The following is a 26118-nucleotide window of genomic DNA, read 5'->3' as shown; positions in this document are numbered from 1 at the left end:
GCTGCGCGCGGCCGGCCGGCAGAGTTCGTTTTGACAACGGCGGGCGAGAAGCCTAATTCGCGACCCGTTGATCAGGTCTCTTGTGCTTTCGAGGCGCCTGACGACCTAGTCTTACTGAGTCAGAAAGTCGCGGACGTTTTTGACGACGAATCGGCTACCCGAGGGACTCACGCGAGGGGGAGCTGGAATGGGTAGCCGAAGCGGTAACCAGGGTGAATCGCGATTTACGGCCTATGTCGAGGGTTTGGCGAGCGTGATCGGGCACGCGGATCGGACGAGACCGCTGAGGGACTACTGTGTTGGCCTGATGCTGCCCGGGGATCGCAAAAGCGTCGAGCCGATGGCGGCGATAACAGCCCCGGAGCGAACGGCGGCCCAGCATCAATCATTATTGCATTTCGTCGGCGCGGGCGGATGGTCGGACGAGAAGGTCTTGAGCAAGGTGCGAGAGATGGTCCAGCCCAAGATCGAGCGACACGGTCCGATCGAGGCCTGGATCATCGATGATACTGGCTTTCCCAAGAAAGGGCGGCATTCGGTTGGCGTGGCACGGCAATACTGCGGTCAGCTTGGTAAGCAGGACAATTGCCAAGTGGCGGTCTCGCTATCGATTGCCAATCATCATGCGAGTTTGCCGATCGCCTACCGTTTGTACCTGCCGGAAAGTTGGGCCGAGGATGAGGATCGCCGAGAGAAGGCGGGCGTACCAAAGGATGTCACCTTCAAGACCAAGCCTGAGATCGCGCTGGAGCAGATCCGGTCGGCGTGTGCAGCGGGCATTGCACGCGGTGTTGTGCTGATGGATGCGGGATATGGGGCCGATACCGCGCTGCGCGGGGAAGTGACGGCACTGGGGTTGCGCTATGTTGCCGGTATCTTGCCGCACACCTCTGTCTGGCCACCAGGCACGAGACCGCTGCCACCAAAGCGATGGTCTGGGAATGGGCGGCCGCCAAAGCTGATCCGGCGCGACGACAAAAATAAGCCCTGCTCAGTCAAGGCGCTCGCGCTGCCGAGAACGGCCTGGCGCAATGTCAGATGGCGCGAAGGCAGTGCTGATTGGCTGACCTCGCGCTTTGCACGCGTTCGGGTCCGTCCCGCTAATCGCGATTACTGGCTGAGCGAGCCCCGTGCGGAGGAATGGCTGTTGATCGAATGGCCTGACGGCGAGGCGGAGCCGACCAAATACTGGTTCTCGACACTGCCTGAAAACATCTCCTTCCGCGCCCTGGTCAACTTCGCCAAGCTCAGATGGCGCATCGAACGCGACTACCAAGAGCTCAAGCAGGAGGTCGGCCTGGGGCATTATGAAGGGCGTGGTTGGCGCGGCTTCCATCACCACGCCACGTTATGCATCGCCGCCTACGGCTTCCTGATCTCCGAAAGGGAGACGATTCCCCCCTCACGACCTCGTCGGCCCGCGTTCGTCAAAGAATTTGCGCTTCCCAAAAATCAAAAGCCGCGGGGCGCTACCGCTCAGAACCGAGCGTCATATTCCGAATTCGATCGCTACCATGCGGCGGCGCCTTACCAGCGCATTGGTTAGCCGGCTACGTAGATGTCCGTGCTGCGCAGTCCAAATCCAGGTCGATGCGCCGTCATGATTTGTGACGCAGTAAGACTAGCAGGCTGTTGAAGAACTCAGCCGCGTTCGCAAACGAAGGCTGAATCGTCGCCATTGTGCATGTAGAAGTGACCGACGAGCCTGCCCGCGGTGCCGATCATAGCCCATCGGGGACCGCAGGCGGGGTCATTCTTGTCGTGCCCTTCCCAAGAGAACTCCGCGCATGCCGAACTGTCTCGCGCGCCGTAGCGGACACAGCGCCCGATTGCCGGTAGACCGCGAACTATCGCTCCTTGCCAAGTCATCGTGTTCACTGATCAAACTTAATGGAGCTGGCGGGGCCAGATCAGCCAATCATGCGTGTCGTCCCATAGGGAATAAATCCCGCCTTTCACCATGCCGAGATCATCCAGTTGCTGTAGACTGAGTTCAGAATTCGCCAAGGCCACCCAGCCGAGACCGGCATCCAATGAGAATCGGGAGGCGCCGACATCCAGTGAAGCCTTGATGGCTTCGGTGGCGTTAGCCACCGCGACCGCATACGTTACGTGCCGAAGTTGGCCGCTTTCTATGTAGCCAATTGAAACCATCCAACCTGCTGCCATGTGTGCAATCCGATTGTGCAATCCGATATGGCGACTGCCCCAGCTTACTCTGCGCCAAGCGCAAAGCGCACCTACTAATAGTGGGAGGTTGGAAGGGCCGGCTCCCTTAGGCTCGCAACCTCAAGAGGAGTGGCAGATTTGACGAGCGAGAAGCGGATCAGCGTTGAACGGCCGGCGATCCTGACGTGTCTCCGTCGGGTGCAGGCGTGGCGCAGGCACGGCTCCAGCGATCCCACATCGCCAGAATGATCCCGCGCGACACAAGTCCATCAAAGCCGCGCAGCACTACTTAGCCTTCTCGGCGCGCGCCAAAATCATTCCGATGGGGCTGACGGAACGCTAGGCATATGGTTCCGTGGGCTGGACCCGCTTGCGTAGCGATCTCACGTCGCGCCGAGAACGGCTCAGTCGCGGTCAGTGTAGGGATGCACGTTGTGAGCTGCTGCCGGTTTGATGGACACCCGGTTAAGCTAATCCCACCTTGCGCTCGAACTCAACCGGGCTGAGATAGCCGATGGTCGAGTGCCTGCGGGTCGTGTTGTAAAATCGTTCGATGTAGTCGAACACATCGGCGCGTGCCTCATCTCTGGTTCGATAAATCTTGTTGGCCGTACGCTCGGTCTTGAGCGAGGAGAAGAAGCTCTCCAGCTCATGCTGCAAACGATGCCGTGGTCGGCCATCAGGCGCTGGAACTGCTCGCTGGTGTACTGGCTGCCCTGGTCGGAGTGATGCAACAGTGCATCCGGCTTGCCGCGCCGCCAGACGGCCATCAACAATGCGTCCGTCACGAGCTGTGCCGTCATGGCGGCACTCATCGACCAGCCCACCACGCGGCGTGAGAACAGGTCGATCACCGCTGCGACATAGAGCCAGCCTTCGGCCGTCCAGAGATAGGTGAAGTCGGCGATCCACTTCTGGTTCGGCCGCTCGGCGGCGAACTGCCGGTCAAGGAGGTTCGCCGGTACGGTCTCGAGCTGTCGATCGCCGCTGTCCTTCGGCAAGCGCCGACGTCGCGGCCGCGCCCGCAAGCCTTGCAGGCGCATCAGCCGCTCAATCCGGTGCAGGCCCCAATCCGCCCCGTCGGCGAGCAGGTCACGCCACACCCGGCGTGCGTCATAGGTGCGGTCGCTGGCGGCGAAGCTGGCCTTGACCTTGCCGCCGAGCTCCTCGTCGCTGCGGGATCTGGTGCTGGGAGAGCGATTCAGCCAGGCATGGAAGCCCGACCGCGACACTCCCAGCGCATCGCATAGCCATGCCACCGGCCAGATCGTCCGGTGCTTCGCGACGAAGGCGAACTTCATGTCGCTTCCTTCGCGAAGTAGGCTGCGGCCTTTTTTAGGATATCCCGCTCGGCCTTCAGCTTGGCGACCTCACGGCGCAGCCGCTCGATCTCCTGCTGCTCCGGCTTCATCTGCCCGTGGCCGGGAAAGGCTTGCGCCGGGTCGGAGCCCAACTCCTTCACCCATTTGCGGAGAACATTCTCATGAACATCCAGGTCACGGCCGGCTTGCGCCACCGACACCCCACGGTCCCGCACCAGCAACGTACTATGTCGCTCGATCCGACTACGCGCCTTGGATAATGTGGGTTTATCGTGCCAGCCAGTATGGTAGTCGAACTCGCGGGTGGACTGTTCAGCAGTTCGTCCGCGAATCTCTTCGCGTCAGCCTCACTTGGAAAGGTTCTGGTTTCTCGAATGGGGTATCGATTTGGCCCCTTCGACTGGTTGAAGGAAACATACCAAGTGTGTTGTAGCCATATCCTTTTCGTGCTCAGAGCTATCGCTGAAAGTTGGCGACGGCGGGAATCGGGAAGGCGGCATATCGTGGGGGTGCTTGACGCCTCCACTTCTCCACCGAAGGAGCGATATGCCGTGTCCAAAGATAACATCATCAAGTTGATTCAGCCAGGAAACGTCGACGATCAACTCACCGAAATCTTGCGCAATGGGGCGCGTGCTCTGTTGGCCCAGGCGGTCGAGGCCGAGGTCGCGGACTTTCTCGGCAAGCATGCCGATTTGAGGACTGCGGACGGCCACCAGCGCTCGTGCGCCACGGTCACCTGCCGGAACGCGAGGTGATGACCGGTATCGGTCCGGTCGGCGTCCGCCAGCCGCGTGTACGCGATCGCGAGGCGGAGGCTACCGATCCCGACCGCATCCGGTTCTCTCCGTCGATCCTGCCGCCCTACATGCGCCGCTCGAAATCGATCGAGACGCTGCTGCCGATCCTTTACCTGAAGGGTATCTCCACCGGCGACTTCTCCGAGGCTCTGGCGGCGCTGCTCGGCAAGGATGCTGCCGGGTTGTCGGCATCCGCCATCGGCCGTCTGAAGGACGGTTGGCTTGACGAACACACCGCGTGGCAGAGGCGCGATCTGTCGGCGAAGCGCTACGTCTACATCTGGGCCGATGGCATCCATCTCCAAGCACGCCTCGAAGACGAAAAGCAGTGCATCGTGGTGCTGATCGGCGCGACGCCGGAAGGCCGCAAGGAACTGGTCGGCTTCACCGATGGCGCCCGCGAGAGCGCGCAGGACTGGCGCGATCTGCTGCTCGACCTGAAGCGGCGCGGGCTCGGCGTGCCGCCGCGGCTCACCATCGCCGACCGCCGACGGCGCGCTCGGGTTCTGGAAGGCCGCCGGCGAGGTCTGGCCGAAAACGCACGAGCAGCGCTGCTGGGTACACAAGACCGCCAACGTGATCGCCAAGTTGCCGAAGAGCCAGCAGCCTAAAGCCAAACGCGCGTTGCAGGAGAGCTGGATGGCCGAAACCAAGGCCGCCGCCGAGCTGGCGTTCGACGCCTTCATCGAGAGCTATACGCCCAAATACGAGAAGGCGGCCGACTGCCTGAGCAAGGATCGGGACACGCTACTGGCGTTCTACGACTTCCCGGCCGAACACTGGAAACACCTGCGGACCACCAATCCCATTGAAAGCACCTTCGCTACCGTGCGCCACCGCATGATCCGATCGAAGGGCTGCCTGTCCAACAGAACGGCGCTCGCGATGGTCTTCAAACTGCTTGAGGCCGCGCAGAAAAGCCGGCGTCGTCTCGATGGCCGCAACCAGTTGCCAAAACTCGTTCTCGGTGTGACATTCAACGACGGGATCGAGGTCATCGCCAAACCGACTGACCGTCAGCCCATAACCGCCGCCTGACCGGCCGCGCCGTCACCAAAATTTGGCGATAGCTCCCTAGGTAGTGGACTGCTCTCCTCGCCGGTCAAGATGACATTTCTAAACCCACCGGCTCCATTGTCCAACTTAACAATTGCGCTGCCGGTCTCAGAGCTCAGGGAGGTGACCGCTCTGAATAGTTCGTCTGGGGTCGTCGTGACGCGTCCGTTGGGCAACGGAAGGCCAACACACGTCGCCAATGCCGGGACCGAACGCGCTGTCGCCGTCGATCCGGAACGGCAGGCGCTCGATGAAGCCCATCGGGTGTACGGTATCGAGATGGCTCAGCGCCAAGACGCCCGGTGCCTCCTGGCCCCAGGACGAGCGTGCGATCAGATGATCCCCTCGGCCGTCGCGTCCCGCGACACGTTCCACATTTGCCGGCAAGTCGCCATAGCCTGCGGCGACGAGGTCGACGAGCTTGTTGACCTGATCCGGCCGCTCCGTTGGAGACTCGATCCCAACCCAACGTCAGATACCCTCGAGGATTGCCGTTGCTCGAAACGGATCGCTGGACGTCGCCTGACGCCTGTGAACTCGCCTCTCATCGCTCATACAAGATCAGGATAAGACCCACGCTAATTCTATCATGATCTCGCGCGAAGGTCTTAAGATGCGCAATTGTTGTGGGGCACCTGTGCCTTCTGAAGCCTGGTCTTGTGAAGCCGGTCTTGCCGCGGCAATGATGCTACGCGGCTATCGATAGTAACTGAGCTACCAGGGCTGGTAGGTGTCGGCGCAATTGTAGAAGCTCAGGAGCGCGCCCTGGTATGGGCCGTCCTCGCATTGCTGACCTGCCTTCTGTTGCGCAAAACCACGACATCAATCCAAGAACGTGCCGTGCCGCTCCCTGGCACGGCTTGGCTTCGGCGGGAGCGCAGAATGCACCTGTGGAGCCGGCCGCCCGCCTTCCTCGTTCAAGTGCACGTATTCGATGCGCTGCTCGTGGTCTTATTCCGGGAGGATGTGCTTGCCGGTGATCGGAGAAGCCGTGAGTGCCGGCTCGCACGCGCGCGTGCCGTGATAGCGCAGCGCTCTACAACACCCTGAGAGACAATCTTGTCGATCCTTGCTCGTTCCACGAGGTAGATGCACGCGCTTTGGTGTCTGGCCGCACGCATTCCTGCGTATGGCCGCGCGCATCGAAGAGGTGGAGGCACCCTCCTGCTCGGCCAGGAGGGTTTGCCGGAGGCCTCGCTGTTCCCCGGCTGCTCGGTTCGGCACATCGGGCTTTGTGAAGGCACATGTCCCGAAAATGCGCGGGTTCGCTTTTTGTCTGTTGACAGCTCTTGTTTGCAGCAGCGTTCGGTCGACGGCCGTGTTGGTGATGTCGGGCGTGCCGGCTTCGTCAATTCGCAGCGATATGGCAAAGACCAAGCAGTGTAGGAGATGTCCGGCAATGCGTGACGGCAATTCACTTCCGAACGAGGGAGCCGGTGCGTCATGGAACGCATGATCCGCAATGCGCAGGTGACAAGGCATCGGCGGCATCCCCTAGTCGGCCGGCGGCAGCAACCGTGGTTGTCCGGTATTGCACTCTCAATGAACCCAGGCGCTGCATGACGGGCAGCTTTTACCGACGTATGAATCGATCCGAGAAATCCCGTGTGCAGCTTGCTTTCGATCTTGTCGAGAGCAGCTTTGGCGGTAGTTGCCATAGCTTCCATAGAATCCCGAACGAGCCTTTTCGCTACGCCCGCTGTTTCGCGGGTCTGCACGAAATGCCGCCCCTGTACGCCGGCAATCCTGTAGGAGTTGTATGTCCCTACCGACGTCACAAGCTTCATCTGCATGCGTTGCGCCGATCGGCCAAAAGAGAATCTGCGCCCTCAGCAGAATCGCCTGGTCCTCGGAAGGGACATCGCTGTCTTTTTGGCAGATCAAGAAGCTCCACCCTGCCGGCCGCCGCGCCCGGATACTTGCGTAGCGGCAAGCAGACAGCGCCTGACAGCAGTCCTCCTGCGGTAGCCGGAACAAGCGGCCATCCTGGGTCCACCGCAAGGCGCTCGATCACCAGCGCCGTGGTTCTGCCGAAAGTGGCAATCTCGGCATGGCTCACCGGCAGGCCGAACGCGGCAGTCAGCCTAAGGCAATCGCCGACGGTTTGGCCGACGGCCGTGCGCGAGAACGGGCCTGAAGCTGGACCATCTCGATGGATATAATGTGCTTGGCTTTCTCTGTAGACCAATGAGCAATTGCTTGATCTTGTCGAGCTCAACCCTATCCCCGCTAGGCAGAAAGGGGCGGCCATGCTGATGGATTCCGTCGGCGCGATCGGTGCATGGCGGGAACGTCGCCGACTGGCCGTGCGGACAGGATCATGCCGATTGCAGTATTGGCGGGCGCTGGCCAGGGCAAATTGTTTCTCCTTATGCAGGGCATTGGCGCGCTTAATGTCCCCGTGAGAGAACACGCTTTTTTGCATCGATAAGATGCTCATCGAGTATTGCGTGCAGCGCGCCCCGCAGCTCCGGGGGGATCGAGCTGTCCGTATCAATCAATTCCCTAAACTTGCGAATGATGTGTTCTATCGTTGCGATGGATCCGAGTGCTTCCGTTTTTTGTGCGAACGTCATCGATCATCTCCTTTGGCCGGCAGCGTTAGCACCACGTAGCGGGCTCTGAAACCTCGGCAACGGTGCGCCGCAACAGGCTCTCGCCGACGACGAAGGTCGGCTCTTGCCACCTATTCGATGCCAACTGCGTTGATGCATGGGCAAGCGGCGCAAGCTCGCAAGCCTCGCAGGAGCAGCGAGCATTCGCGCTTGTGAACGTTGGCCTTGGCGGTCACAACTGAACAGGGCCCGACTCAGTTGTCATTCGTTGGAAGCCGCGATCAGGCGCTCCAGTCGGGTGGCTGCGGCGCCGCGATCAAGCGCTTCCTGGCCAAGTGCGACGCCTTCCTGTAGCGTGGAGGCCCGGCCGGCCACGATCAATGCCGCCGCCGCGTTCAAAAGGGCGGCATCGCGATATCGACTTGCTGCGCCACCGAGCACGCTTTGCAGCGCGACGGCATTGCCGTCCACATCGCCGCTCTCCAGCGCCTCGGTGTGGCGGGGGAGCCCAGCATCTTCTGGCGTCACCTCGAAGGTGCGGACTGCACCCGCCTCGAGCGCGGCAACAAAAGTCGGGCCGGCAAGGGTTATCTTATCGAGCCCGTCCGAGCCGTGCACCACCCACACCGATTCGGCGCCAAGGTTCTTCAACACTAGGGCCAGTGGCTGCACCCATTCACGAGAGAACACTCCGACCATCTGCCGCTTAACCCCCACGGGGTTGGACAGAAGTGTGATTAGATTAAAAATCGTGCGAGTCCCAAGTGCAGTTCGGATCTGGCGAATACGCTGCATGGCCGGATACTGGGCCGACGCAAACAGAAAGCCGATGCCGGCTTCCTGTAGACAACGAGCAACGGCTTCAGGCGTGAGATCGGTCTTCACGCCTAGGCGCGCCAAAATGTTCGCGGTGCTCGAGCTTGATGACGCTGCGCGGTCGGTGTGCTTGGCGACAGGAACGCCGGCCCCGGCGACGATAAAGGAGGCGCACGTCTCCACGTTGACTGAGCAAAACGGGGTATCATTCGTGCTAGCAATACCGATGGGATCGCATGGCGCATCGACCCGTGGCATTCTATTGCGGATCGCGGAGGCCGCGCCGGTGACCTCTTCGACGGTCTCGCCGCGGACCCGCATTCCCAGCAACAAGCCACCGATCTGTGAAGGGCTCGCTTGACCCGACATCATGCTGTCGAAGGCGAACTCACTTTCCTCACATGTCAGAGTGGTGCCGCTGGCAACTTTGCCAATGATCGATCTAAGCGCTTCCATCGAACTTCACACGTTACCAGTCTATCCTCGGGCTCCTCGTTCAATAGGGGACTTTTCGTCGACGAGGCGTGGCGTCAATTGCATTGATATTGTTGTGCGAGCACCCGCTCGCGGCAGACCGTCCTCGATGCTTGCGTATCTGCCGCTTAAATGCGATTCCTTCGTCAGGCTACAACCTGACGCTACGTGAGGGTCAAGCGCCCCAGGCTGAGCTGCCCGATAGAAGTAATCGGCGACCGTGTCCGTCAGTTCTAAGTTATCGACGTCGCTCTCGATTGCCCGTGCCTGTTGTCCCGCCATCGCGTGACGGCCTGCTGGTCACGGTCGGCAATCTCTGAGCCTGAGGCGAAGGAGCAGCCACCTGGTTCGCCATCCCCTCATTTCGGTTCGTTACTCTTCTTGCCAGCGTCACCAGCGGAAATCATGTAGCGACATTTCAGACGACTGAGCCTCATTGCTTGGATATGAGACAAGCGATGATGGCGACGCGATCAGGAATATGGCTGCTGCACAGGCGGAACACGTCCTCCATGCAGGCTTCTTTCTCCTCTACGGTCGGCGCGTGATCGCGCGCGTCTACTCGCTCTGGGATGAGGGCGGTCATTGCAAAAGCAAGGGGATGGCAGCCTTCAGGGGCGAAGCCAAACGAAGCCGCTGGTTTTGAATCATGGTGTTCCTTCGCGTCGGTTGGTTTGCGGCATGTTCTTCAGGCCTTCCGACCGAAGACATGCCGGATTGTTAGGTGGCGGTAAGCGCTGTTCCGAACACACGGGTTCGAGACGTGAGCTGACCTCTATGTTTTTCGTTTGTGGAGGGCTGCCAGCCGCTCCGCCTCAGCTAGTGCTGCAGTCTTGGTTTTAAATGGACCAACGTCGTGTTCTTGCGTGTCCGGTAGCCAAGCAGGCAAGAACTACCAACCGCCCGGGCGGTAACTCGTGCTGCTCCTGATCGATCCGATGTGTTCGGCCGTAAACCAACCGGGATCGACCCGTCCTGTTGCCACAAGATGTTCTTGTCGCTCACCGGCGCGCCTCAAGAATGTTGGTTCGTCGATTTTCTTCGCCCAGGCCGGATTCTAGCCGTTTCCGTAGTTCCATGGCAACAAACTGTCGAGCTGGCGGTTCGGGTGACCGTTGACGATTCTGGTGAGGACATCGGTGATATAGGCCAGCGGGTCAATGCGATTCAGCTTACAGGTTTCGATCAAGGAGGCGATAACGGCCCAGTGCTGGGCACCGCCGTCAGAGCCTGCGAACAGCGCATTTTTCCAGTTCAGCGTGATCGGACGGATCAAGCGCTCGACGGCGTTGTTGTCCAGCTCGATACGGCCATCATTGATGAAGCGCGTCAGGCCCTCCCAGCGTGAGTTCGACGCTCCTGATTCACTTCGCCGCAGCGCTGCCAACAATATCCGGCTTGCGTTGGCGCCGGCGTCTCTCGCGCCTCATGCACAAGCCGCCAGCCGAGCCCCTCCAGCAGCGCCGACAATTGCGCCGCCGACAGGCGCATCACGCCGTCCTCGATTGTCGGCCAGCGGAAGATCCCATCCTCGAGCCTCTTGGCGAACAGGCACAGACCCGTTCCGCCCAGAACACCAGCTTGATGCGATCCGCACAGCTCGTTTCATTGTACGTCCCTTTGTCAGATACCGGGTAGGCGGATCATTCTATCATATTGATAATCAATGTAGTTTCTCGGCCGACGCTCGATCACGCGCTGCACCGCTATACGTACTGTTTCCGAGCTCAGCGCGTCGACAGGAACCAACCATTGCGAGCCCTTGATTGCTTGTGTGGCCGGCAAGATGTCCTTCAGCACCAAGCTCTTTGCTGATCCGACGCAAATTCCAAAGTGTGCCGCAGCCTTCGCAAGGCTGATCATTTTGCCGTCGGACGATGCGGGGTCGTATTCCGGCAAGCCCAGGCGTTCGCGCATTTCCCGCACGCGAACAGTCGTCCAGGTCTCGCCGTCGCCGGTCTTGCAGCGCATCCGATTGAGCGACACGGCGAGCTCTCGATCAGGCCAATGACCAGCGAGTTTACGAAGTGCGTCAACGGCAGTCGGTGCCATGTCGCCCGGATATCGGCCCGTCTTAACGCGAGCAACGCGAACCTCCGTGTGCCGGCCGCCGGTCCAGTGGATGAGCAGAACCGCCTCATTGGTGTTCCTATCGAGATCGCAAACAATCTCTCGGACCACAATGTGAACCAGCCGCTGCTTGGTGCGCGTGTCCGTGGACGGTGCATTCCAAACCCGCGGAAGATCATGCGCAAGTTGCAGAAGCAGGGCGCGGTCGATCTTGGGACTTTCCGCCGATGCGGTGCGCAGCTCCTTTACACGACCTTCAAGCTCGGCAACCCGCTCCAATGCGCCATTCCAGCGCGCCTCGAGTTCGCGGGCAACGTGGCGCTTGGCCGGATCCACAAGCTCGTATCGGCGTGCAGCAAGAGACGCTTCGTAGCGTACGACTTCAAGCTCCCGTTCGACGGCCGTGATGATCTCTTGTCTTGAGCGCTCAACCTGGTCGGACGCCAATATCGCTGCTTCAACAGCCCGATCGGAGACGGCCTCAAGGATTTGCAGCGCGACCGCACGATCGACCCGCACCCCGCCGATGCCGATACATAGGCCAGCGCCGACATGGGCGTCATCGCCGCGGCATTGATAACGATGGGCATTCCCCTTGGCCTGGCCGTAGAACACACGCATCATCCGCCCGCAATGGCCGCACCGCATCAATCCGGTCAGAAGTGCGCGTCCCCCGCGCGCCGATTTTCGCGAGCAGTTCTTCTTCATGTGGGCGTTTTCCAGCAGCAGCCTCTGATTGTCCTCATACTCCTGCCAGCTGACATAGCCGGGATGATTGTCGCGCAGGAGAACATTCCATTCCTCCCGCGGCTTTTTGAACCCGCTGACCTTGCGGGCGCGACCGTCCACGATCCGTGTCTTCTGGGCGATTCGGCCAAACGCATAGGCGCCAGCATAGAGCGGATTGTGCAGGATCTGCATCACCGTGTGATAGGCCGGCGCCTTCCAGCTGAGCTTGTAGATTTGAACGTTTTTTAGAACCACAGGCATTTTGATGTCGGCAGCACGCAGCCAAAGAAAGACCTGCCGGGCGCTACCGAGCTCGCGGAACTTCGTGAAGACGAGTCGAACCAATCCCGCCACATGTTCGTCGGGATCCATTTCGATCTTGCCGAGTTCACTCCAACAAAATCCAGGTGGAAGCATGAAGCGGTACTCGCCGCGCTTGGCCTTAGAGTCCCGAGCGGCGATTCCACGTTGGCGAAGCAGGCTCAGCTCATACTCCGACATCGTTCCCTTCAGTCCGAGAAGCAGGCGGTCGTTGACAAGCCGCGGATCATAGGCGCCGTCGGGATCAATGACCAACGCGCCCGCGAGGGCGCATAGGTCGATCAAGTGATGCCAGTCGCGTCCATTGCGCGCCAGCCGCGACGCCTCAATGCAATAAACGGCACCGACGTTACCCGAACAAACCATCGCCACAAGCCGCTCAAATCCGGGCCGTTGAGTGCTGCCAGAGCCTGAGCGGCCAAGATCATCGTCAATTACCGCCACCGACTTAAATCCGGCGGTTTCCGCGGCCTGCGCCAGGTCATATTGCCGCCGCTGGCTTTCGAGATTCCCCATAACTTGGGACATTGTCGATTGGCGAACATAGACGACGGCGGCGCGGTCGAGGTGATCACGTGTGATCTTGACACTCATGGTCACCTCCCGACATCTGAGCGGGTTCGACGCCAGCCGCTTCCAGCAACAGATCGGCGAGCGCCTCGATCAGACCTTTGGGATTGGCGCCCAGCGGGTTCTGGGGAATCCGAAGACGCAGATCCAGACCCAGTTGCATCGGCTCGCGATATTGGCTTTTTCTCCGCACGTCCTTTCTCCCTCTTCAAAGAAGGACGGGATTGTGCGCCCGACGCCTGAGTCGCGCCCAGAAGCTTCAGAACAGCAGCAAATTCGTTCAGCCCCTCAATACTGACCTGCGGCGGTCCTAGCGCCATGCCGGCGCAGTAGCTTTCGTCGAGCATCCAATTGGGAACTTCGCGGCTAAACCCACGCCGCTCCTCTGTGTAGATGCATTTCAGCTCCTTGCCGCGTCGGAACGGTGCCACCTGAAGCGTCCGCCCAAAAAGCGGATGCCACGGATACGCAATCTTCGCGCTTCGAAGACTGTATGCAGAATGTCGAGTGTTGGGCCCGCTTGGCCCGAAACACATAGACAGCTCCCGAGAATTGGACTGCCCGCATGCTCTCGCGCACCAGGATCGCGAGCCCTTCCATCCCCTTGCGGAAGTCCACCGGTTTGGTCGCCACCATCACCCGGACCGCACCCGACGGGCCGATCACCGGCTCGCCTTCAGTGCCTGGACAATCGACGCAATCATCGTCGTATCCGCACCACGACCGGCCCGGATTGTGATGCCGTCGACTTCGATCTCGATGATCCCGGCATCGCAACGGCGAGCCCGGGTATCCGCCTTGGCCTTGCAGCGCACCGCTTTGCGCTCCCGATCAACAGCGGGCGCCGGCACCGCGGCATCCACCACCGCCGGCACAAACTTACTTCTTCTATTTCGGAATGACCGCCTGCTCCTTCTCGCAACTGACGTCGCCAGCCAAACAACTGCTGCGGTGACAATCCATGCCGTCGGGCCAACGAACAGACCGAGCCGCCGCTCGCCACGATCTCTGCAACGATCCGCACCTTGTCCTCATCGCTCCACTTCCGCCGGCGGCCGGCTCCGGTGAAGACCTCAAGCCGCCGCACCGGCTCCGGGATAGCACTATGCTCTGTGTCCATTCTAAGCCTAACGGTGAGCTATCGCTGAAAGTTGGCGACGGCGGGAATCGGGAAGGCGGCATATCGTGGGGGTGCTTGACGCCTCCACTTCTCCACCGAAGGAGCGATATGCCGTGTCCAAAGATAACATCATCAAGTTGATTCAGCCAGGAAACGTCGACGATCAACTCACCGAAATCTTGCGCAATGGGGCGCGTGCTCTGTTGGCCCAGGCGGTCGAGGCCGAGGTCGCGGACTTTCTCGGCAAGCATGCCGATTTGAGGACTGCGGACGGCCACCAGCGCTCGTGCGCCACGGTCACCTGCCGGAACGCGAGGTGATGACCGGTATCGGTCCGGTCGGCGTCCGCCAGCCGCGTGTACGCGATCGCGAGGCGGAGGCTACCGATCCCGACCGCATCCGGTTCTCTCCGTCGATCCTGCCGCCCTACATGCGCCGCTCGAAATCGATCGAGACGCTGCTGCCGATCCTTTACCTGAAGGGTATCTCCACCGGCGACTTCTCCGAGGCTCTGGCGGCGCTGCTCGGCAAGGATGCTGCCGGGTTGTCGGCATCCGCCATCGGCCGTCTGAAGGACGGTTGGCTTGACGAACACACCGCGTGGCAGAGGCGCGATCTGTCGGCGAAGCGCTACGTCTACATCTGGGCCGATGGCATCCATCTCCAAGCACGCCTCGAAGACGAAAAGCAGTGCATCCTGGTGCTGATCGGCGCGACGCCGGAAGGCCGCAAGGAACTGGTCGGCTTCACCGATGGCGCCCGCGAGAGCGCGCAGGACTGGCGCGATCTGCTGCTCGACCTGAAGCGGCGCGGGCTCGGCGTGCCGCCGCGGCTCACCATCGCCGACGGCGCGCTCGGGTTCTGGAAGGCCGCCGGCGAGGTCTGGCCGAAAACGCACGAGCAGCGCTGCTGGGTACACAAGACCGCCAACGTGATCGCCAAGTTGCCGAAGAGCCAGCAGCCTAAAGCCAAACGCGCGTTGCAGGAGAGCTGGATGGCCGAAACCAAGGCCGCCGCCGAGCTGGCGTTCGACGCCTTCATCGAGAGCTATACGCCCAAATACGAGAAGGCGGCCGACTGCCTGAGCAAGGATCGGGACACGCTACTGGCGTTCTACGACTTCCCGGCCGAACACTGGAAACACCTGCGGACCACCAATCCCATTGAAAGCACCTTCGCTACCGTGCGCCACCGCACGATCCGATCGAAGGGCTGCCTGTCCAACAGAACGGCGCTCGCGATGGTCTTCAAACTGCTTGAGGCCGCGCAGAAAAGCCGGCGTCGTCTCGATGGCCGCAACCAGTTGCCAAAACTCGTTCTCGGTGTGACATTCAACGACGGGATCGAGCTCATCGCCAAACCGACTGACCGTCAGCCCATAACCGCCGCCGCCTGACCGGCCGCGCCGTCACCAAAATTTGGCGATAGCTCTCGTGCTCATCGGCCGATGATGACTTTATGCCTCAACGCATGTGATGCAGCCGGATCGGCACAGTTTTCAGTGACGATCATTAACTAGGGTGGTCATGCCCCCATCAGCAGGTCTATTGCGAGCATTGGTAGTTGATCGCTTGCGGCAATTGTCGTCGATGAGGGGCTTGACTATTTGGCAGGCCGTCGGATCGACCCAGTCCAGAAGGGCGGCCAGAAGATCAGGTTACACCGGCAGACCTGACCACGTCCCGCGCCGCTGAAGCCTGGACAGGTCCAGGCCACGCCTGCTGATGTCCTCAAGCTGAAATATGCCCACCAGGATGCGGCGCAGCCGGCGGGAGCGAAGCAATGAGGTATCCGCTGTCTAACGCAGCCCCGATGCCTGGCTCGCTGGCGCCATGCGCGGCCCGCGCTCAGGAAAACACGCCGAGCCGATCCTGCGGGTGACGCTCGATCCGCCCTGCGTCGTGGTGAGACAGGCCGCCACGCAGCGGATCGAGGTGCTGGCGCCGAACTACAAGACGGCGCCGCCCAAGCTGCCAGAGTTCCAACCGTGCAATGTCCTGACGCGGCAGCTGCGCAGCCCCTATGAGAGCGAAGAGCGCGACGGCCTCACTGGCGGTGTCTGGTTCGAATTCGCGATCCATCCGCAGGAGCCGGGCAGTTATGCGATCTCTGGTCTGAGGATCGTCGCCAAATACGCGGTCGATCCGCCGGCCACACGCGAGGCAACGCTCACGCTCCCCCGGATCGCATTTCAGACCTTCATCCCGCATGTGGCATCCGATCTGCCCTTCCTCGCTGCAGGCAGTCTGTCGATCGCGCTGACCATCAATCGCTCGTCGGATCGGCTCGAGACCGGGAATGCCGTGACGCGAACCGTCACTATAGGACCGAGGGCATGCCTACGATGCTGTTGTCGCCGGCGAAATTTGCTGTCCTAGACGGGCTCATGCTCTACCCCGCTCAATCGTCGCTTCAGACGTCGGCGCGCAAAGAATCGACGTGACGCATTTCGATGCGGTGACCTGCATATCGAGGCAAACCCGTCAGCGAGCGGCGCATCGCCGGTTGGTACGTCCGGCGCAGGCCGATCGTGAGGCGTATTGCGCGACGTGCTCGCGCGCGACTGGCTGCAACAGTTCGAACCGGTCGCGCCACGCATGCGATCGAGGCATTGCGGCTCGCTGCCCACGATCCTGTACTCGACGCCGAGATCAGCGTGGTCGAGCGCGCGCTCTTCCGCGGCAGCCGTTCAAAGCGATTCTGGAGAAGGACAGCAGGGCGCTTGCCGCCAGCGGCGAGAAGGGCCTGGTGCAGATTAATGGCGGTGCCGTATGCCGGCATGACCACCGATGCGTTCGCAAGCTCAGTGCGCGGCTGGCTCGGACGGCTCAGTTGCGGTGCCAGTTTGGAGGCTACGACGGCAAGATCCAAAACAGCCTGCCGATCACCAAAGTCTGGAACTACACGGTTCGGCTCTACCGGGCGACGATGGCAATTGCCCGAGGCAAAACCGGCGGACTGAATACGCAAGGAGGGATGCGAAATGAAAGCGCTCATCTTTGAGGGGCCCGGTAAAAAGTCTCTCGCGCAGGGACCGAAACCGGCCATCCTGGAACCCGGAGACGCCATCGTGCGGATCGTGAAAACCACGATCTGCGGCACTGATCTCCACATCCTCAAGGGTGATGTAACGACCTGTCAGCCCGGCCGAATTCTAGTCCACGAGGACGTGGGCGTCGTTGACCAGGTTGGCGGTGGCGTGACCGCCTTTAAGGCGGGTGACCGCGTCCTCATCTCCTGCATTCGTCCTGCGGCAAATGCGACTTCTGCCGGAGAGTTATGTATTCGCACTATCGCACCGGCGGGTGGATCCTCGGCAACAAGATCGACGGCACGCAGGCCGAATATGTCCGGACGCCGCTGCCGACACCAGCCTCCACCATTTGCCTGATGGGGTCGATGAGGGAGCTCTCGTCATGCTCAGCGACATCCTTCCCACCGGATTCGAGTGCGGCGTGCTCAACGGCAAGATCTCGCCCGGCTCCGCCGTCACCATCGTCGGTGCCGGCCCCGTCGGCTTGGCTACGCTGCTGACCGCACAATTCTACTCGCCTGCCGAGATCATCATGATCGATGTCGATGACAAGGTCACCGGGCGGCGAGATGACGGCGCTCGAGATTGGCTGGAATCCGGCCTCTACCCGAAAGGCAACGCGCGGACGAGCTCGGCCCGTCCCGGATCCGGCCGCTCCTGGTCGTGAGCGCGATGGTCTATGGTAACCCTAGCTCTTCGGCCCTTTTGATTGGCTCTTGACGCCCTATTTTGATCGTAGCTTTTGCCGACGTGGCTTCCAAATTCCGGACAATGCGTTGACGGCGGCCTCGAGGGCCTTCCGGTCGATCTCGTTGGGATTGAACCGCTCCGGGGCCCCAGCGGCGCATATGTTCGTGCTCCGGATGGGTGGAGTCACCGATGGCATCGAGGTATTCGGCATAGCCTGGCGCACCGCCGACGTCTTCCGGAGGACAACGACCGGCGGCCTCGAGCAGGAAGGGCATGCCCTCCGTCGGTGTTGTCGAACCACTTTTCGAGCTTGATCACGTGATCCCAGCTGTCGCCGAAGTCATGGAGATAGTGGATCGTCTTGGCGCCGGTCTCTCGAACGATATCGCAAAGCCGCGCTTTACGGGCATCAATGGGCTGGTGGCCGTAATCATTGTCGGGGTCGGGAATCCCCCAATGTGCCTCACCAGCGAAGAACTCGAAGAGGTGACTGTTCGTCCAGCCGAATGCCTCCTGAAGCGTCAGATGCAACCGATCAAGGCGCAGGGTAACGGGTACGACAAGGCGACGCATCACCTCCGGCTTCACATCCTTGAGAGTTACCTTGATCCGGACCGCGGTCGTGTTCAGGCTCATGCCGCCAGCCTCGGATCGTGTGCATGCATCGTATATGTCGACGCCCAGGGAAGCAGCTCGTCCAGTCGCGCCGCTGGCCAGCCATTGACGAGCTTCGCGAGAACGTCAGCGAGCCAGTGCTCGGCACTGACGCCATTGAGCTTACAGGTCTCGATAAACGAAGCGAGAACTGCCCAATTCTCGGCGCCCTCGTCGCAACCGGCAAAAAGGGAGTTCTTGGCGTTGAGCTTGATCGGCCGCATCGCACGCTCGACAGCATTCGTGTCCATCTCGATGCACCCGTCATAAAGATGGAGCGTCAAGCCGTCCCAATGACGCAGCGCGTAACGCAGGGCCTTCGCCGTGTCGCTCTTCTGTGCAAGGTGATCAAGCTTGGCCTCAAACCACTGCTTCAAGGCTGTCGCCAGAGGTCAGGCATGCGCCTGCCTGCCAGCACGGCGCTCGACATCTGATCGGCCGCGGAGCGCTTTTTCGACTGCGTAAAGTTGGGCGATGCACTCAAGAGCCTCGCGGGCAACCGGAGCTGGCGCCGGAGCGGCCTCGCGCTCGATCTTCACAAACTGGCGCCTCACATGCGACCAGCGGAAGGCAAGCGTCCCGGACAAGGCGTCCGCACGCGTCTCTCGGGTCATAGTCTTGTAAGCCTGATAGCCGTCGCAGTGGATGATGCCGCGAAAGCCCTCAGGCAGCTGCAAGCCATGAACGGCCCCACGGCCCGGTGCATAGGCGTAAACCACGCCAGGTGGGTCAGGTCCGGCCCGGAGCCTGTCATCGCGTGACAGCGCCCAGAAGTAGCCGGTTTTGGTCCTGCCGCGCCCCGGATCCAACACCGGTGCGGGGGTCTCGTCGACACAGAGCTTCGAAGAGCCGAGCAGAAGCTGGCGCAGACGATGCCACAAGGGCTTCAATTCCTGGGCGGCATAGCCGACCCAGAAGGCGAGCGCAGAACGGTCGATGGCGATACCGTGCGTCGTCAGCATCTGCGCCTGGCGGTAGAGCGGCAAATGCCAATGATACTTGGCGTCGATCACATGCGCGACCAGCCGCTCGGTCGGCAGTCCTCCCCTGATCAATCGCTCGGGAGCAGCATGCTGGAGGACGACGCCGTGACAGACGCGGCAGGCCAGTTTGGGGCTGCGGGTGACGATGACGCGATACTGCGCCGGTACGACGTCCAGCATCTGGCTCTCATCGTGACCGATCTCAAAAAGGTCGCCTGCGCAGCACGGGCAGCAGGTTGCAGCGGGCATCAGGGTCTCGACGATGCGTGGCAAATGCTCCGGCAGCTTGCCACGATTGGCCCCGCGCTTGGAAGTTCTCTTCTCGCAGGTTCTTGGATTGGCGTGATTCTCGGCTGCTTCGAGAGCCGCGACGGCCTCTTCGATGTCCTCCAAACAAGCTGTAGCTGATCAGCGTCCAGCTTTTCCGACGATCGACCGAACTGCGCATCTTTTGCAAGCTTGAGCAACCGCTCGAGCCTGGCGCAGCGATCCAGCAGAGCCGCGGCAAAGACACGCAAGTCGCCTGGATCGCTCGGCAGCACATCAGGTAAATCACTCATTGGCCCGAGTCTGCCATGCTTCGCGCCACGATGCAGCGAAGATTTTATGTCCTACGCAAAGCGCTTTCGGCTGCGGGATTCGAGGCGCATGCATGCGTGTCCACTCAATGCCGGCCAGAAGCGCGGACAGCTGCGTGGCATTCACCCGCATGACGCCGGCCACGATGGGAGGACATGAAGCGGCCGCCATCGAGCCGTTTCCGGTACATCACAAGGCCGCTGCCATCCCAGACGACAATCTTCACCCGATCAGCGCGCTTCGCACGGAAGACCACCACACCCTTCATCGCGTCTTGGGTTGAAGCTTCCACGGGGTAAGATGAGGGCCGCCGGCTAAGTTGGGCACCTAAGCCCGGACGATCTAATCCAATCTGCCATGTGGGCAGTCACTTGATGCTCCCGCGCTTTGCGCAACATCGCGTCGCACTTTGGGCATGCCGGCATCTGGTCAACGCAGTTCCTTAAGCACGCCGCCTCTTCCAACAGACGGTCAGTAAGGGGCTTTGCTTGCTTGAAAAGCATTCGGTGTTTGATCATGCGCTTTATCTCTGCCGAGAGAAACCTATGATGGGTCGCTGGAAATACCATCGCGGGCCGCCCGCGCCAGTTCTGACTTTGACGATTTGGTGTCCCGCGACATCGGGGCCAAGCAACCAAGCCCAGCAACGAGCGTGCCAAACGACCGCACGCGGCCCGAGAGGCTCTGGTCAGCGGTGCCTTGAGAATTGGGGCGGCTCGATCCTAGCCGGTATCAGGACGCCACGTCCGTGAGATCAGCGGATCATTCCGATCATCATATATGGTCACAAGCTCGCCAGCTCTTACGCCGAGGCCCTTCAAGTCAGCTTCGCGTAGTTCGGAATTCGAGATCGCTGCTTCGCCCGCGCTGGCCGCCAACGAAGCCTTTACGGCTTCTGTCGCATCGGCCATTGCGACCGCATAGGTTACATATCGAAGCTTGCCGTCGGCTTTGGGAACGCCGATCGAAACCATCCATCCTGCTGCCATCTCACTCGTCCGATATTCAAGACAGGCGGTTACTCTACGCATCCACGCCTAGTAGCCACCTCCCAATAATGGGAGGATTGCAGATCCGTGGCGGCCTAGTCCGTAGGATCACGGGACCCTCTTCCATGCGTAGCGCGAGCTGCGCTAGGCTACGACTTGGAGGAAAGCCGCCGTGGCGAGCAAGTTTGAGCGGATCGACACTGTCGCGCGGCCGGCCATCCTGCCACGCCTCCGCCGTGTGCAGGCGTGGCGCAGGCGCGGTTCCAGCGCATCCTATCTGATCCAAACATCGCACAGAATGACCCGGGAAGGCTCAAGTCTATCAAAGCGGCACAGCACTACATGGCCGTCTCCGTGCGCGCCAAAGCCATCCTCGCCGGGATCATCGATCGCTAGGGGACGCCAGGGGCAGCGCAGCATATAGCCAAATCAAGCGTCGGGCCGTAGAGCCTGCCAGCTCCGATCAATAGTTCTTCCGCGACAATTTCGATAGCGCGCCAGCTTTCCGCCACGAGCGTCTTTGCTTTCGCCTCATAGTGCTCGCGCGGCTCCGGCAATTGCGTCATTGCGCTGGTGATGTTGGCTTCGTCATCGCAGCACAAGCAGCCGGCCGGTGAAGCGAGCTTGCGCGAATGGCCCTGCCATCGTGATCAAGTTTTCAGTCTTGGGGCTGGCCTTCTCGTGCCACACGTGCCCAATGCGACCCATAAAAGGAATGATGGCAACACACGCGACCTCTATGTCTAGTGCGCGAGCAATCACTGCATGCCCCGCCTCGTGATATGCAGCGATCTCGCGCTCTTCGAATACTTCGGTGTACTTCTGCTCGATATCCGGAGGATGGCAGCGCGACCCTAGGGGCCTGACATTGCTAGGGCGTAACTTTAACGCGCGCATCCGCGTTATGGAAGAGAGCTTCCGTTTTGGAGGCCGCCTAGGTGTCGGCCTACTCGCTTCGAGCTTCGCGATCGCGGCAAGCACGACGGCCGTTGCGACCTTCCCTTGAGACCATTGTGTGGGCGCCTCAATGGCGATCTTCAACGCCTCTTCACGGGTTATGGCATGATCTCCACAGCGTGCACTAGCACTACTTTGGCAGAAAGCTGATTTCGCCGCGATTTAGGATTGAACTAAGCCGCTGCCGCGGCGTAGGGGGCAAGGTGGCATAGATCGCCTCCTGGCTGAGAGGATGTGGGTGTTGGAGCCCACCCCCTCAGACAGGAGTATCGAGATGGCCGATTTGAGCCCTCTTCGCCGCCGCATGATCGAAGACATGACCGTCCGCAATCTGTCGCCGGCGACGCAAAGATCCTACATCAGCGCGGTTTCGAAGTTCAGCCGCTATTTTTGGCCGATCGCCTGACCGGTTAGAGCTGGAAGACGTCCGCGCCTTCCAGGTGCATTTGGTCTCGACCGGCATCTCATGGCCGGCGCTGAACCAGATCGTCTGTGCGCTACGGTTTTTCTACGGCGTCACGCTCGGCGAGGCGCTCATCCCAGAGCGCATTCCCTATGCGCGAAAACCGCGCAAGCTGCCGGTCGTTCTCAGCGCCGACGAAGTGGTTCAGTTTCTTGAAGCGGTATCGAGCCTGAAGAGCCGCGCCGCGCTCACCACCGCCTATGCGGCCGGGCTCAGGGCCTCGGAGGTTGCGGGACTGCGGATCGAAGACATCGACAGCGCCCGCGGCGTCATCCAGGTGCGCCACGGCAAGGGCGCGAAGGATCGCAACGTGATGCTGTCGCCCCAGCTGCTGGGCATCCTGCGCATCTACTGGCGGCTCGCCCGGCCGCGGCTTTATCTGTTCCCTGGTCGTGACGAAGATCATCCGATCGATCAGACCGTGCTGCATGCCGCCTGCCGGTCGGCGGTGAAGGCTGCGGGCCTGACCAAGCGCGTCACGCTGCACACGCTGCGCCACAGCTTCGCGACACATCTTCTCGAGAACGGAACCGATATCCGGATCATCCAGGTCTTGCTCGGGCACAATAATTTGTCGTCGACAGCGCGCTACACGCAGGTCGCCACCGATACGATCCGAGCGACGCAGAGCCCGCTCGATCGCCTGTCGCTGGAGGTGACGCCACCTGGATGACCCGCAGCGGGATGCGGGTCATGACCCGCTCCGACATCCGCTCCAACAGGCCCGCCATCGAGATTGCCGATATTCTGTGCCGGCATGGCGACGCCTATCGCCGTGTACATGCCGGTCATCTGGGGCGGGTCAAGCGGCGCGTGATGAGCGCGATCGTTGCGTGCCGGACCGAGGCGCTCGGCGGCCACATGCAGGCTTGCGACGACTGCGGCACGACACGCGTTGCCTATAATTCCTGCCGCAATCGGCACTGTCCGAAGTGTCAGGGGAGAGCCCGAGCCGCGTGGCTCGCCGCGCGTCAAGCCGACCTGCTTCCGGTTCCCTATTTCCACGTCGTCTTTACACTTCCCGCACCGATCGCCGCGATCGCTTTCCAGAACAAGGCCGTCGTCTATGCCATCCTGTTCAAGGCTGCCGCCGAGGCGATGACGACGCTCGCCGCCAATCCACGCCGGCTCGGCGGTGCGATCGGCGGCGTCGCCGTCCTCCACACCTGGGGACAGACGCTGATGCATCATCCCCACGTCCATTGCGTCGTTCCGGGTGGCGGCCTCTCGCCCGATGGCGCGCGCTGGACCGCTTGCCGACCGAACTTCTTCCTGGCCGTCAAACCGTTGTCCAGACTATTTCGCACACTTTTTCTCAAACGTCTGTCGGCAGCCTTCAACTCCGGTGCCTTGCGTTTCTTCGGCGATCTCGGAGCTCTGGCCGAGCCGGCTGCCTTTGCGGCCCACCTCGACGCCATGCGACGCATCAACTGGGTTGTTTACGCCAAGCGGCCCTTCGGCGGACCCGCACAGGTCCTGGCCTATCTCGGCCGCTACACCCATCGCGTCGCGATCGCCAACAGCCGGCTCGTCGCACTCGACGACGATCATGTCGCCTTCTCATGGAAGGACTATCGCCAAAACAGCGCGACAAAGATCATGAATCTCAAGCCCGATGAGTTCATTCGCCGTTTCCTGCTTCATACGCTGCCTGACGGCTTCCACCGCATCCGCCACTTCGGCTTCATGGCCAACCGCCATCGCGCTGCCAAGCTCGCCCTTTGCCGCGAACTTCTCGATCATGAGCGAACAGCCCCAAACGATGGCCAGCCGTCGCCTGTGGATTCGGAGGCTCAAACCTGGGCCGAGGTTCCTGCCTGTCCCGATTGTGGTGGCGTCATGCGCATCATTGAGCGCTTTCGACATAGCTTCAGACGCTCCAGCCCTCGAACATCACCGTTCCGATGCGACACATCGTGAGCCAAGTCATGTCGTGCACGACGATCATCATTCGTCATTTCGCTCCCAGCGTCTCGATCATCGCGGACGATGTCGAATCCGTGCTGTCACACTGCGCGACAACAACCGTCCGATGCAGCAAAAGGCCTATCGCGATCTCAGGCGAAGCGCGTCTGATCTCAACTCTTCCAGGATGCGCACTCCTGTGTCTCTGCCTCACGCGCCGAGCCAGCAGATCGGGCATGGCGATCTCGAACAATCCCCATAGCTGCAAAACCGCGAATAGCCTCCCGCGCCTTCGTTCAATCCGGCTTCAATGAGGTCGCGTCATAAGCGCCTGCCGCGCCCTCGCGTGAGCGCGACCTCACAGAACCCTCCAGATTCCCGAATCAATTTTTCAATGATTCATGGGTGGTCGGCTCTTGGAGGGCTGACCATGCCGGAATGGGAAGACGAGCTCGAACGCTGGCTGATGCCGTTCTTGGACCGGCTGGGTCATAAGACCCGACAGCGGATGTGTCCTCTGTATGTTGCGGGATTGATCGGTCCCGGCGATCGCAAGAGCGTTCAGCCGATGGCGGAACGCCTTGCCACGAGCAACTACGACCAGTTGCACCATTTCATTGCGGACGGTGTCTGGAACGCGACGCCGCTGGAGACAGAGCTGCTCAACCAGGCGGACCGACTTGTCGGCGGTAGGGATGCGGTGCTGGTTATTGATGACACCTCACTGCCAAAAAAGGGGGGGCGATCTGTCGGTGTTGCGGCTCAATACGCGTCGGCTCTCGGTAAAACTGCAAATTGCCAAACACTGGTGTCTTTAACGCTTGCGCGCGGCGAAGTGCCAGTGATGGTCGCGTTACGTCTCTTTCTGCCTGACAGCTGGACAAGCGACATATCTCGTTTGAAGCGCGCTCGCGTGCCAGTCGAATACCGAACGCCACGGTCCAAGCCGGAGATCGCTTTGGCCGAGATTGACCGCGCGATGGCAGCCAACATACGCTTTGGATGTGTGCTGGCGGATGCAGGATACGGCCTCAGCGCACCGTTTCGACAAGGGCTAACAGAGCGCGGGCTGGCCTGGGCGGTCGGTATCCCTCGGCACCAGAAAGTGTATCCGGTCGATGTAAAGCTCATTTGGCCGATCACCAAAGCCCGTGGCAAACCACGAAAGCACCACGTGCCCGATATCTTATCTATTGCGGCAGAACAAATGCTGGCCAGCGCCAAATGGAAAACCGTGAGTTGGCGTAGCGGGACGAAAGGTCGGCTCAAAGCCCGATTTGCTGCTCTTCGTGTCCGCACCGCCGACGGCCCTCCGCAGCGGATATGGGATAAAGGTCAGCAGCATCTCCCAGGCGACGAAGCCTGGCTCATTGGCGAGCAACGTGCCTCCGGGGAGAAGAAATACTATCTTGCCAATCTTCCGGCGACGACGGATCTGCGCACGCTGGCCGCCACCATCAAGGCACGGTGGATTTGTGAGCAGGCGCATCAACAGTTGAAGGAGGAGCTTGGACTTGATCACTTCGAAGGGCGATCATGGCAAGGTCTTCATCGCCACGCCCTTATGACAATGATTGCCTACGCCTTCCTGCAACATCGTCGCCTCGCAAACGCGGGGCGGAAAAAAAAGAATCAACGGGCTTCCCCCTCAACCAACTATGCCCGCCGTACGTCACGCTATCGTCGATCTCATCCTTCGGCCGCCGCCCCAGCAGTGCCCATATTGCCGAAAGCAAATCCTTGAAAAACAGCGGCGAAAATACTTTCTGCCAAAGTAGTGCTAGGCCGATGCTACCGAAAGAAGCGCGAGCGGCTGGAGGAGCCGCTCGCGCTAGCGCAAGGCTGCGCGGACTTCGCCATCT

At 60.9% G+C, this 26118-nt stretch carries 20 protein-coding genes and 9 pseudogenes; 11 read left to right on the top strand and 18 right to left on the bottom strand.

Annotated elements, in window-relative coordinates; translation table 11 throughout:
• Positions 1–187 precede the first annotated feature (187 nt).
• Complete coding sequence (locus HAP47_RS36280) at positions 188–1546, top strand: IS701 family transposase (RefSeq protein WP_173637460.1); 1359 nt, start codon at positions 188–190, stop codon at positions 1544–1546.
• A 341-nt stretch (positions 1547–1887) separates the two neighbouring features.
• On the opposite strand, the gene HAP47_RS36275 is transcribed toward HAP47_RS36280, so the two are convergent.
• Both HAP47_RS36275 and HAP47_RS36270 read right to left on the bottom strand, forming a co-directional pair.
• The gene (locus HAP47_RS36275; RefSeq protein ID WP_173643875.1) at positions 1888–2169 is read right to left on the bottom strand and encodes a hypothetical protein; all 282 of its coding nucleotides are present in this window, start codon (positions 2167–2169) and stop codon (positions 1888–1890) included.
• 465 nt (positions 2170–2634) lie between these two features.
• Positions 2635–3730: pseudogene (locus HAP47_RS36270) on the bottom strand (IS3 family transposase).
• Positions 3731–4042: 312 nt separating this feature from the next.
• On the opposite strand from HAP47_RS36270, the pseudogene HAP47_RS36265 reads away from it, so the two are divergent.
• A pseudogene (locus HAP47_RS36265) lies at positions 4043–5329 on the top strand (IS256 family transposase).
• 207 nt (positions 5330–5536) lie between these two features.
• Here the strand turns inward: HAP47_RS36265 and HAP47_RS36260 are convergent.
• The 3 genes and pseudogenes from HAP47_RS36260 to trpD all read right to left on the bottom strand — a co-directional run.
• Positions 5537–5806: pseudogene (locus HAP47_RS36260) on the bottom strand (M20 family peptidase); the annotation flags it as partial.
• A gap of 1931 nt (positions 5807–7737) precedes the next feature.
• Positions 7738–7923, bottom strand: coding sequence for a hypothetical protein (locus HAP47_RS36255; RefSeq protein WP_173640776.1), 186 nt, complete (start codon positions 7921–7923; stop codon positions 7738–7740).
• 240 nt (positions 7924–8163) lie between these two features.
• On the bottom strand, positions 8164–9174 hold the full coding sequence (trpD, locus tag HAP47_RS36250) for an anthranilate phosphoribosyltransferase (RefSeq protein ID WP_166072521.1): 1011 nt from the start codon (positions 9172–9174) through the stop codon (positions 8164–8166).
• A 499-nt stretch (positions 9175–9673) separates the two neighbouring features.
• On the opposite strand from trpD, the gene HAP47_RS36245 reads away from it, so the two are divergent.
• A complete protein-coding gene (locus tag HAP47_RS36245; RefSeq protein ID WP_173640777.1) occupies positions 9674–9838 on the top strand; it encodes a hypothetical protein in 165 nt (54 codons plus the stop codon).
• Positions 9839–10249: 411 nt separating this feature from the next.
• On the opposite strand, the pseudogene HAP47_RS36240 reads toward HAP47_RS36245, so the two are convergent.
• The 3 genes and pseudogenes from HAP47_RS36240 to HAP47_RS36235 all read right to left on the bottom strand — a co-directional run.
• Positions 10250–10540 (bottom strand): annotated as a pseudogene (locus HAP47_RS36240) (transposase domain-containing protein); the annotation flags it as partial.
• Positions 10522–10698: a hypothetical protein gene (locus HAP47_RS41880; protein ID WP_371821836.1), complete on the bottom strand. Its 177-nt coding sequence runs from the start codon at positions 10696–10698 to the stop codon at positions 10522–10524. The pseudogene HAP47_RS36240 and the gene HAP47_RS41880, both read right to left, overlap by 19 nt.
• A gap of 117 nt (positions 10699–10815) precedes the next feature.
• Entirely contained in the window at positions 10816–12906 is a 2091-nt protein-coding gene (locus tag HAP47_RS36235) for a recombinase family protein (RefSeq protein ID WP_173637250.1), read from the bottom strand.
• Between HAP47_RS36235 and HAP47_RS36230 the strand changes: the two genes are divergently transcribed.
• Positions 12890–13180 (top strand): hypothetical protein, encoded by a 291-nt coding sequence (locus tag HAP47_RS36230; protein ID WP_173637249.1) that lies wholly within the window; start codon positions 12890–12892, stop codon positions 13178–13180. The genes HAP47_RS36235 and HAP47_RS36230 overlap by 17 nt on opposite strands.
• A 68-nt stretch (positions 13181–13248) precedes the next feature.
• Here the strand turns inward: HAP47_RS36230 and HAP47_RS41875 are convergent, their stop codons facing one another.
• From HAP47_RS41875 to HAP47_RS36220, 3 genes and pseudogenes are all read right to left on the bottom strand, one after another.
• Positions 13249–13482 carry a hypothetical protein gene (locus HAP47_RS41875; protein WP_371821835.1) on the bottom strand — a complete coding sequence of 78 codons (234 nt, stop codon included), beginning with the start codon at positions 13480–13482 and terminating at the stop codon, positions 13249–13251.
• Between the two features lie 62 nt (positions 13483–13544).
• The gene (locus HAP47_RS36225) at positions 13545–13757 is read right to left on the bottom strand and encodes a hypothetical protein (protein ID WP_224581069.1); all 213 of its coding nucleotides are present in this window, start codon (positions 13755–13757) and stop codon (positions 13545–13547) included.
• Between the two features lie 89 nt (positions 13758–13846).
• Positions 13847–14002: pseudogene (locus tag HAP47_RS36220) on the bottom strand (transposase); the annotation flags it as partial.
• A gap of 113 nt (positions 14003–14115) precedes the next feature.
• Here HAP47_RS36220 and HAP47_RS36215 point away from each other — a divergent pair.
• Together HAP47_RS36215 and HAP47_RS36210 are read left to right on the top strand one after the other, a co-directional pair.
• A pseudogene (locus HAP47_RS36215) lies at positions 14116–15398 on the top strand (IS256 family transposase).
• A 436-nt stretch (positions 15399–15834) separates the two neighbouring features.
• Positions 15835–16380, top strand: a complete 546-nt coding sequence (locus HAP47_RS36210) for a hypothetical protein (RefSeq protein ID WP_173643877.1) — start codon at positions 15835–15837, stop codon at positions 16378–16380.
• A 34-nt stretch (positions 16381–16414) separates the two neighbouring features.
• Here the strand turns inward: HAP47_RS36210 and HAP47_RS36205 are convergent, their stop codons facing one another.
• Complete coding sequence (locus HAP47_RS36205; RefSeq protein ID WP_176396208.1) at positions 16415–17104, bottom strand: hypothetical protein; 690 nt, start codon at positions 17102–17104, stop codon at positions 16415–16417.
• Between HAP47_RS36205 and HAP47_RS36200 the strand changes: the two genes are divergently transcribed.
• Positions 16986–17393: an alcohol dehydrogenase catalytic domain-containing protein gene (locus HAP47_RS36200; RefSeq protein ID WP_371821714.1), complete on the top strand. Its 408-nt coding sequence runs from the start codon at positions 16986–16988 to the stop codon at positions 17391–17393. The two genes, HAP47_RS36205 and HAP47_RS36200, sit on opposite strands and share 119 nt — an antisense overlap.
• A 25-nt stretch (positions 17394–17418) precedes the next feature.
• Positions 17419–17703, top strand: coding sequence for a hypothetical protein (locus HAP47_RS41870; RefSeq protein WP_371821713.1), 285 nt, complete (start codon positions 17419–17421; stop codon positions 17701–17703).
• A 10-nt stretch (positions 17704–17713) separates the two neighbouring features.
• Here the strand turns inward: HAP47_RS41870 and HAP47_RS36195 are convergent.
• From HAP47_RS36195 to HAP47_RS36180, 6 genes and pseudogenes are all read right to left on the bottom strand, one after another.
• Positions 17714–18299, bottom strand: a pseudogene (locus HAP47_RS36195) (plasmid pRiA4b ORF-3 family protein).
• 59 nt (positions 18300–18358) lie between these two features.
• Complete coding sequence (locus tag HAP47_RS41865; RefSeq protein ID WP_371821832.1) at positions 18359–18604, bottom strand: transposase domain-containing protein; 246 nt, start codon at positions 18602–18604, stop codon at positions 18359–18361.
• Positions 18602–19636 (bottom strand): annotated as a pseudogene (tnpC, locus tag HAP47_RS36190) (IS66 family transposase); the annotation flags it as partial. The gene HAP47_RS41865 and the pseudogene tnpC, both read right to left, overlap by 3 nt.
• Positions 19612–19923: a transposase gene (locus HAP47_RS41860; protein WP_371821704.1), complete on the bottom strand. Its 312-nt coding sequence runs from the start codon at positions 19921–19923 to the stop codon at positions 19612–19614. The pseudogene tnpC and the gene HAP47_RS41860, both read right to left, overlap by 25 nt.
• A 104-nt stretch (positions 19924–20027) precedes the next feature.
• Positions 20028–20210 carry an IS66 family insertion sequence element accessory protein TnpB gene (gene tnpB, locus HAP47_RS41855; RefSeq protein WP_173643879.1) on the bottom strand — a complete coding sequence of 61 codons (183 nt, stop codon included), beginning with the start codon at positions 20208–20210 and terminating at the stop codon, positions 20028–20030.
• A gap of 454 nt (positions 20211–20664) precedes the next feature.
• The gene (locus HAP47_RS36180) at positions 20665–20931 is read right to left on the bottom strand and encodes a hypothetical protein (RefSeq protein ID WP_173643880.1); all 267 of its coding nucleotides are present in this window, start codon (positions 20929–20931) and stop codon (positions 20665–20667) included.
• 1231 nt (positions 20932–22162) lie between these two features.
• Between HAP47_RS36180 and HAP47_RS36175 the strand changes: the two are divergent.
• The 3 genes and pseudogenes from HAP47_RS36175 to HAP47_RS36165 all read left to right on the top strand — a co-directional run bounded on the left by HAP47_RS36175 (position 22163) and on the right by HAP47_RS36165 (position 26000).
• Positions 22163–23024, top strand: a pseudogene (locus tag HAP47_RS36175) (tyrosine-type recombinase/integrase).
• Between the two features lie 20 nt (positions 23025–23044).
• Positions 23045–24271, top strand: a complete 1227-nt coding sequence (locus HAP47_RS36170) for an IS91 family transposase (protein WP_173643881.1) — start codon at positions 23045–23047, stop codon at positions 24269–24271.
• A 379-nt stretch (positions 24272–24650) separates the two neighbouring features.
• Positions 24651–26000 (top strand): IS701 family transposase, encoded by a 1350-nt coding sequence (locus HAP47_RS36165; RefSeq protein ID WP_173643968.1) that lies wholly within the window; start codon positions 24651–24653, stop codon positions 25998–26000.
• The last annotated feature ends 118 nt before the right edge of the window (positions 26001–26118 follow it).

Origin of the sequence: Bradyrhizobium sp. 41S5 (assembly GCF_011516665.3) — a bacterium.
Lineage (GTDB): Bacteria > Pseudomonadota > Alphaproteobacteria > Rhizobiales > Xanthobacteraceae > Bradyrhizobium > Bradyrhizobium quebecense.
Note: the sequence above shows the minus strand (reverse complement) of the source record. Positions and strands in the feature narration are given on the sequence as shown.

Excerpts from the sequence above, each read along its gene's own strand:
- HAP47_RS36280 (WP_173637460.1), top strand. The coding sequence starts at position 188 with ATGGGTAGCCGAAGCGGTAACCAGGGTGAATCGCGATTTACGGCCTAT.
- HAP47_RS36275 (WP_173643875.1), bottom strand. The coding sequence starts at position 2,169 with ATGGCAGCAGGTTGGATGGTTTCAATTGGCTACATAGAAAGCGGCCAA.
- HAP47_RS36255 (WP_173640776.1), bottom strand. The coding sequence starts at position 7,923 with ATGACGTTCGCACAAAAAACGGAAGCACTCGGATCCATCGCAACGATA.
- trpD (WP_166072521.1), bottom strand. The coding sequence starts at position 9,174 with ATGGAAGCGCTTAGATCGATCATTGGCAAAGTTGCCAGCGGCACCACT.
- HAP47_RS36245 (WP_173640777.1), top strand. The coding sequence starts at position 9,674 with ATGGCTGCTGCACAGGCGGAACACGTCCTCCATGCAGGCTTCTTTCTC.
- HAP47_RS36235 (WP_173637250.1), bottom strand. The coding sequence starts at position 12,906 with ATGAGTGTCAAGATCACACGTGATCACCTCGACCGCGCCGCCGTCGTC.
- HAP47_RS41875 (WP_371821835.1), bottom strand. The coding sequence starts at position 13,482 with ATGGAAGGGCTCGCGATCCTGGTGCGCGAGAGCATGCGGGCAGTCCAA.
- HAP47_RS36210 (WP_173643877.1), top strand. The coding sequence starts at position 15,835 with ATGCGCGGCCCGCGCTCAGGAAAACACGCCGAGCCGATCCTGCGGGTG.
- HAP47_RS36200 (WP_371821714.1), top strand. The coding sequence starts at position 16,986 with ATGAAAGCGCTCATCTTTGAGGGGCCCGGTAAAAAGTCTCTCGCGCAG.
- HAP47_RS41870 (WP_371821713.1), top strand. The coding sequence starts at position 17,419 with ATGCTCAGCGACATCCTTCCCACCGGATTCGAGTGCGGCGTGCTCAAC.
- HAP47_RS41865 (WP_371821832.1), bottom strand. The coding sequence starts at position 18,604 with ATGCGGCCGATCAAGCTCAACGCCAAGAACTCCCTTTTTGCCGGTTGC.
- HAP47_RS41860 (WP_371821704.1), bottom strand. The coding sequence starts at position 19,923 with ATGAGTGATTTACCTGATGTGCTGCCGAGCGATCCAGGCGACTTGCGT.
- tnpB (WP_173643879.1), bottom strand. The coding sequence starts at position 20,210 with ATGAAGGGTGTGGTGGTCTTCCGTGCGAAGCGCGCTGATCGGGTGAAG.
- HAP47_RS36180 (WP_173643880.1), bottom strand. The coding sequence starts at position 20,931 with ATGGCAGCAGGATGGATGGTTTCGATCGGCGTTCCCAAAGCCGACGGC.
- HAP47_RS36170 (WP_173643881.1), top strand. The coding sequence starts at position 23,045 with ATGACCCGCTCCGACATCCGCTCCAACAGGCCCGCCATCGAGATTGCC.
- HAP47_RS36165 (WP_173643968.1), top strand. The coding sequence starts at position 24,651 with ATGATTCATGGGTGGTCGGCTCTTGGAGGGCTGACCATGCCGGAATGG.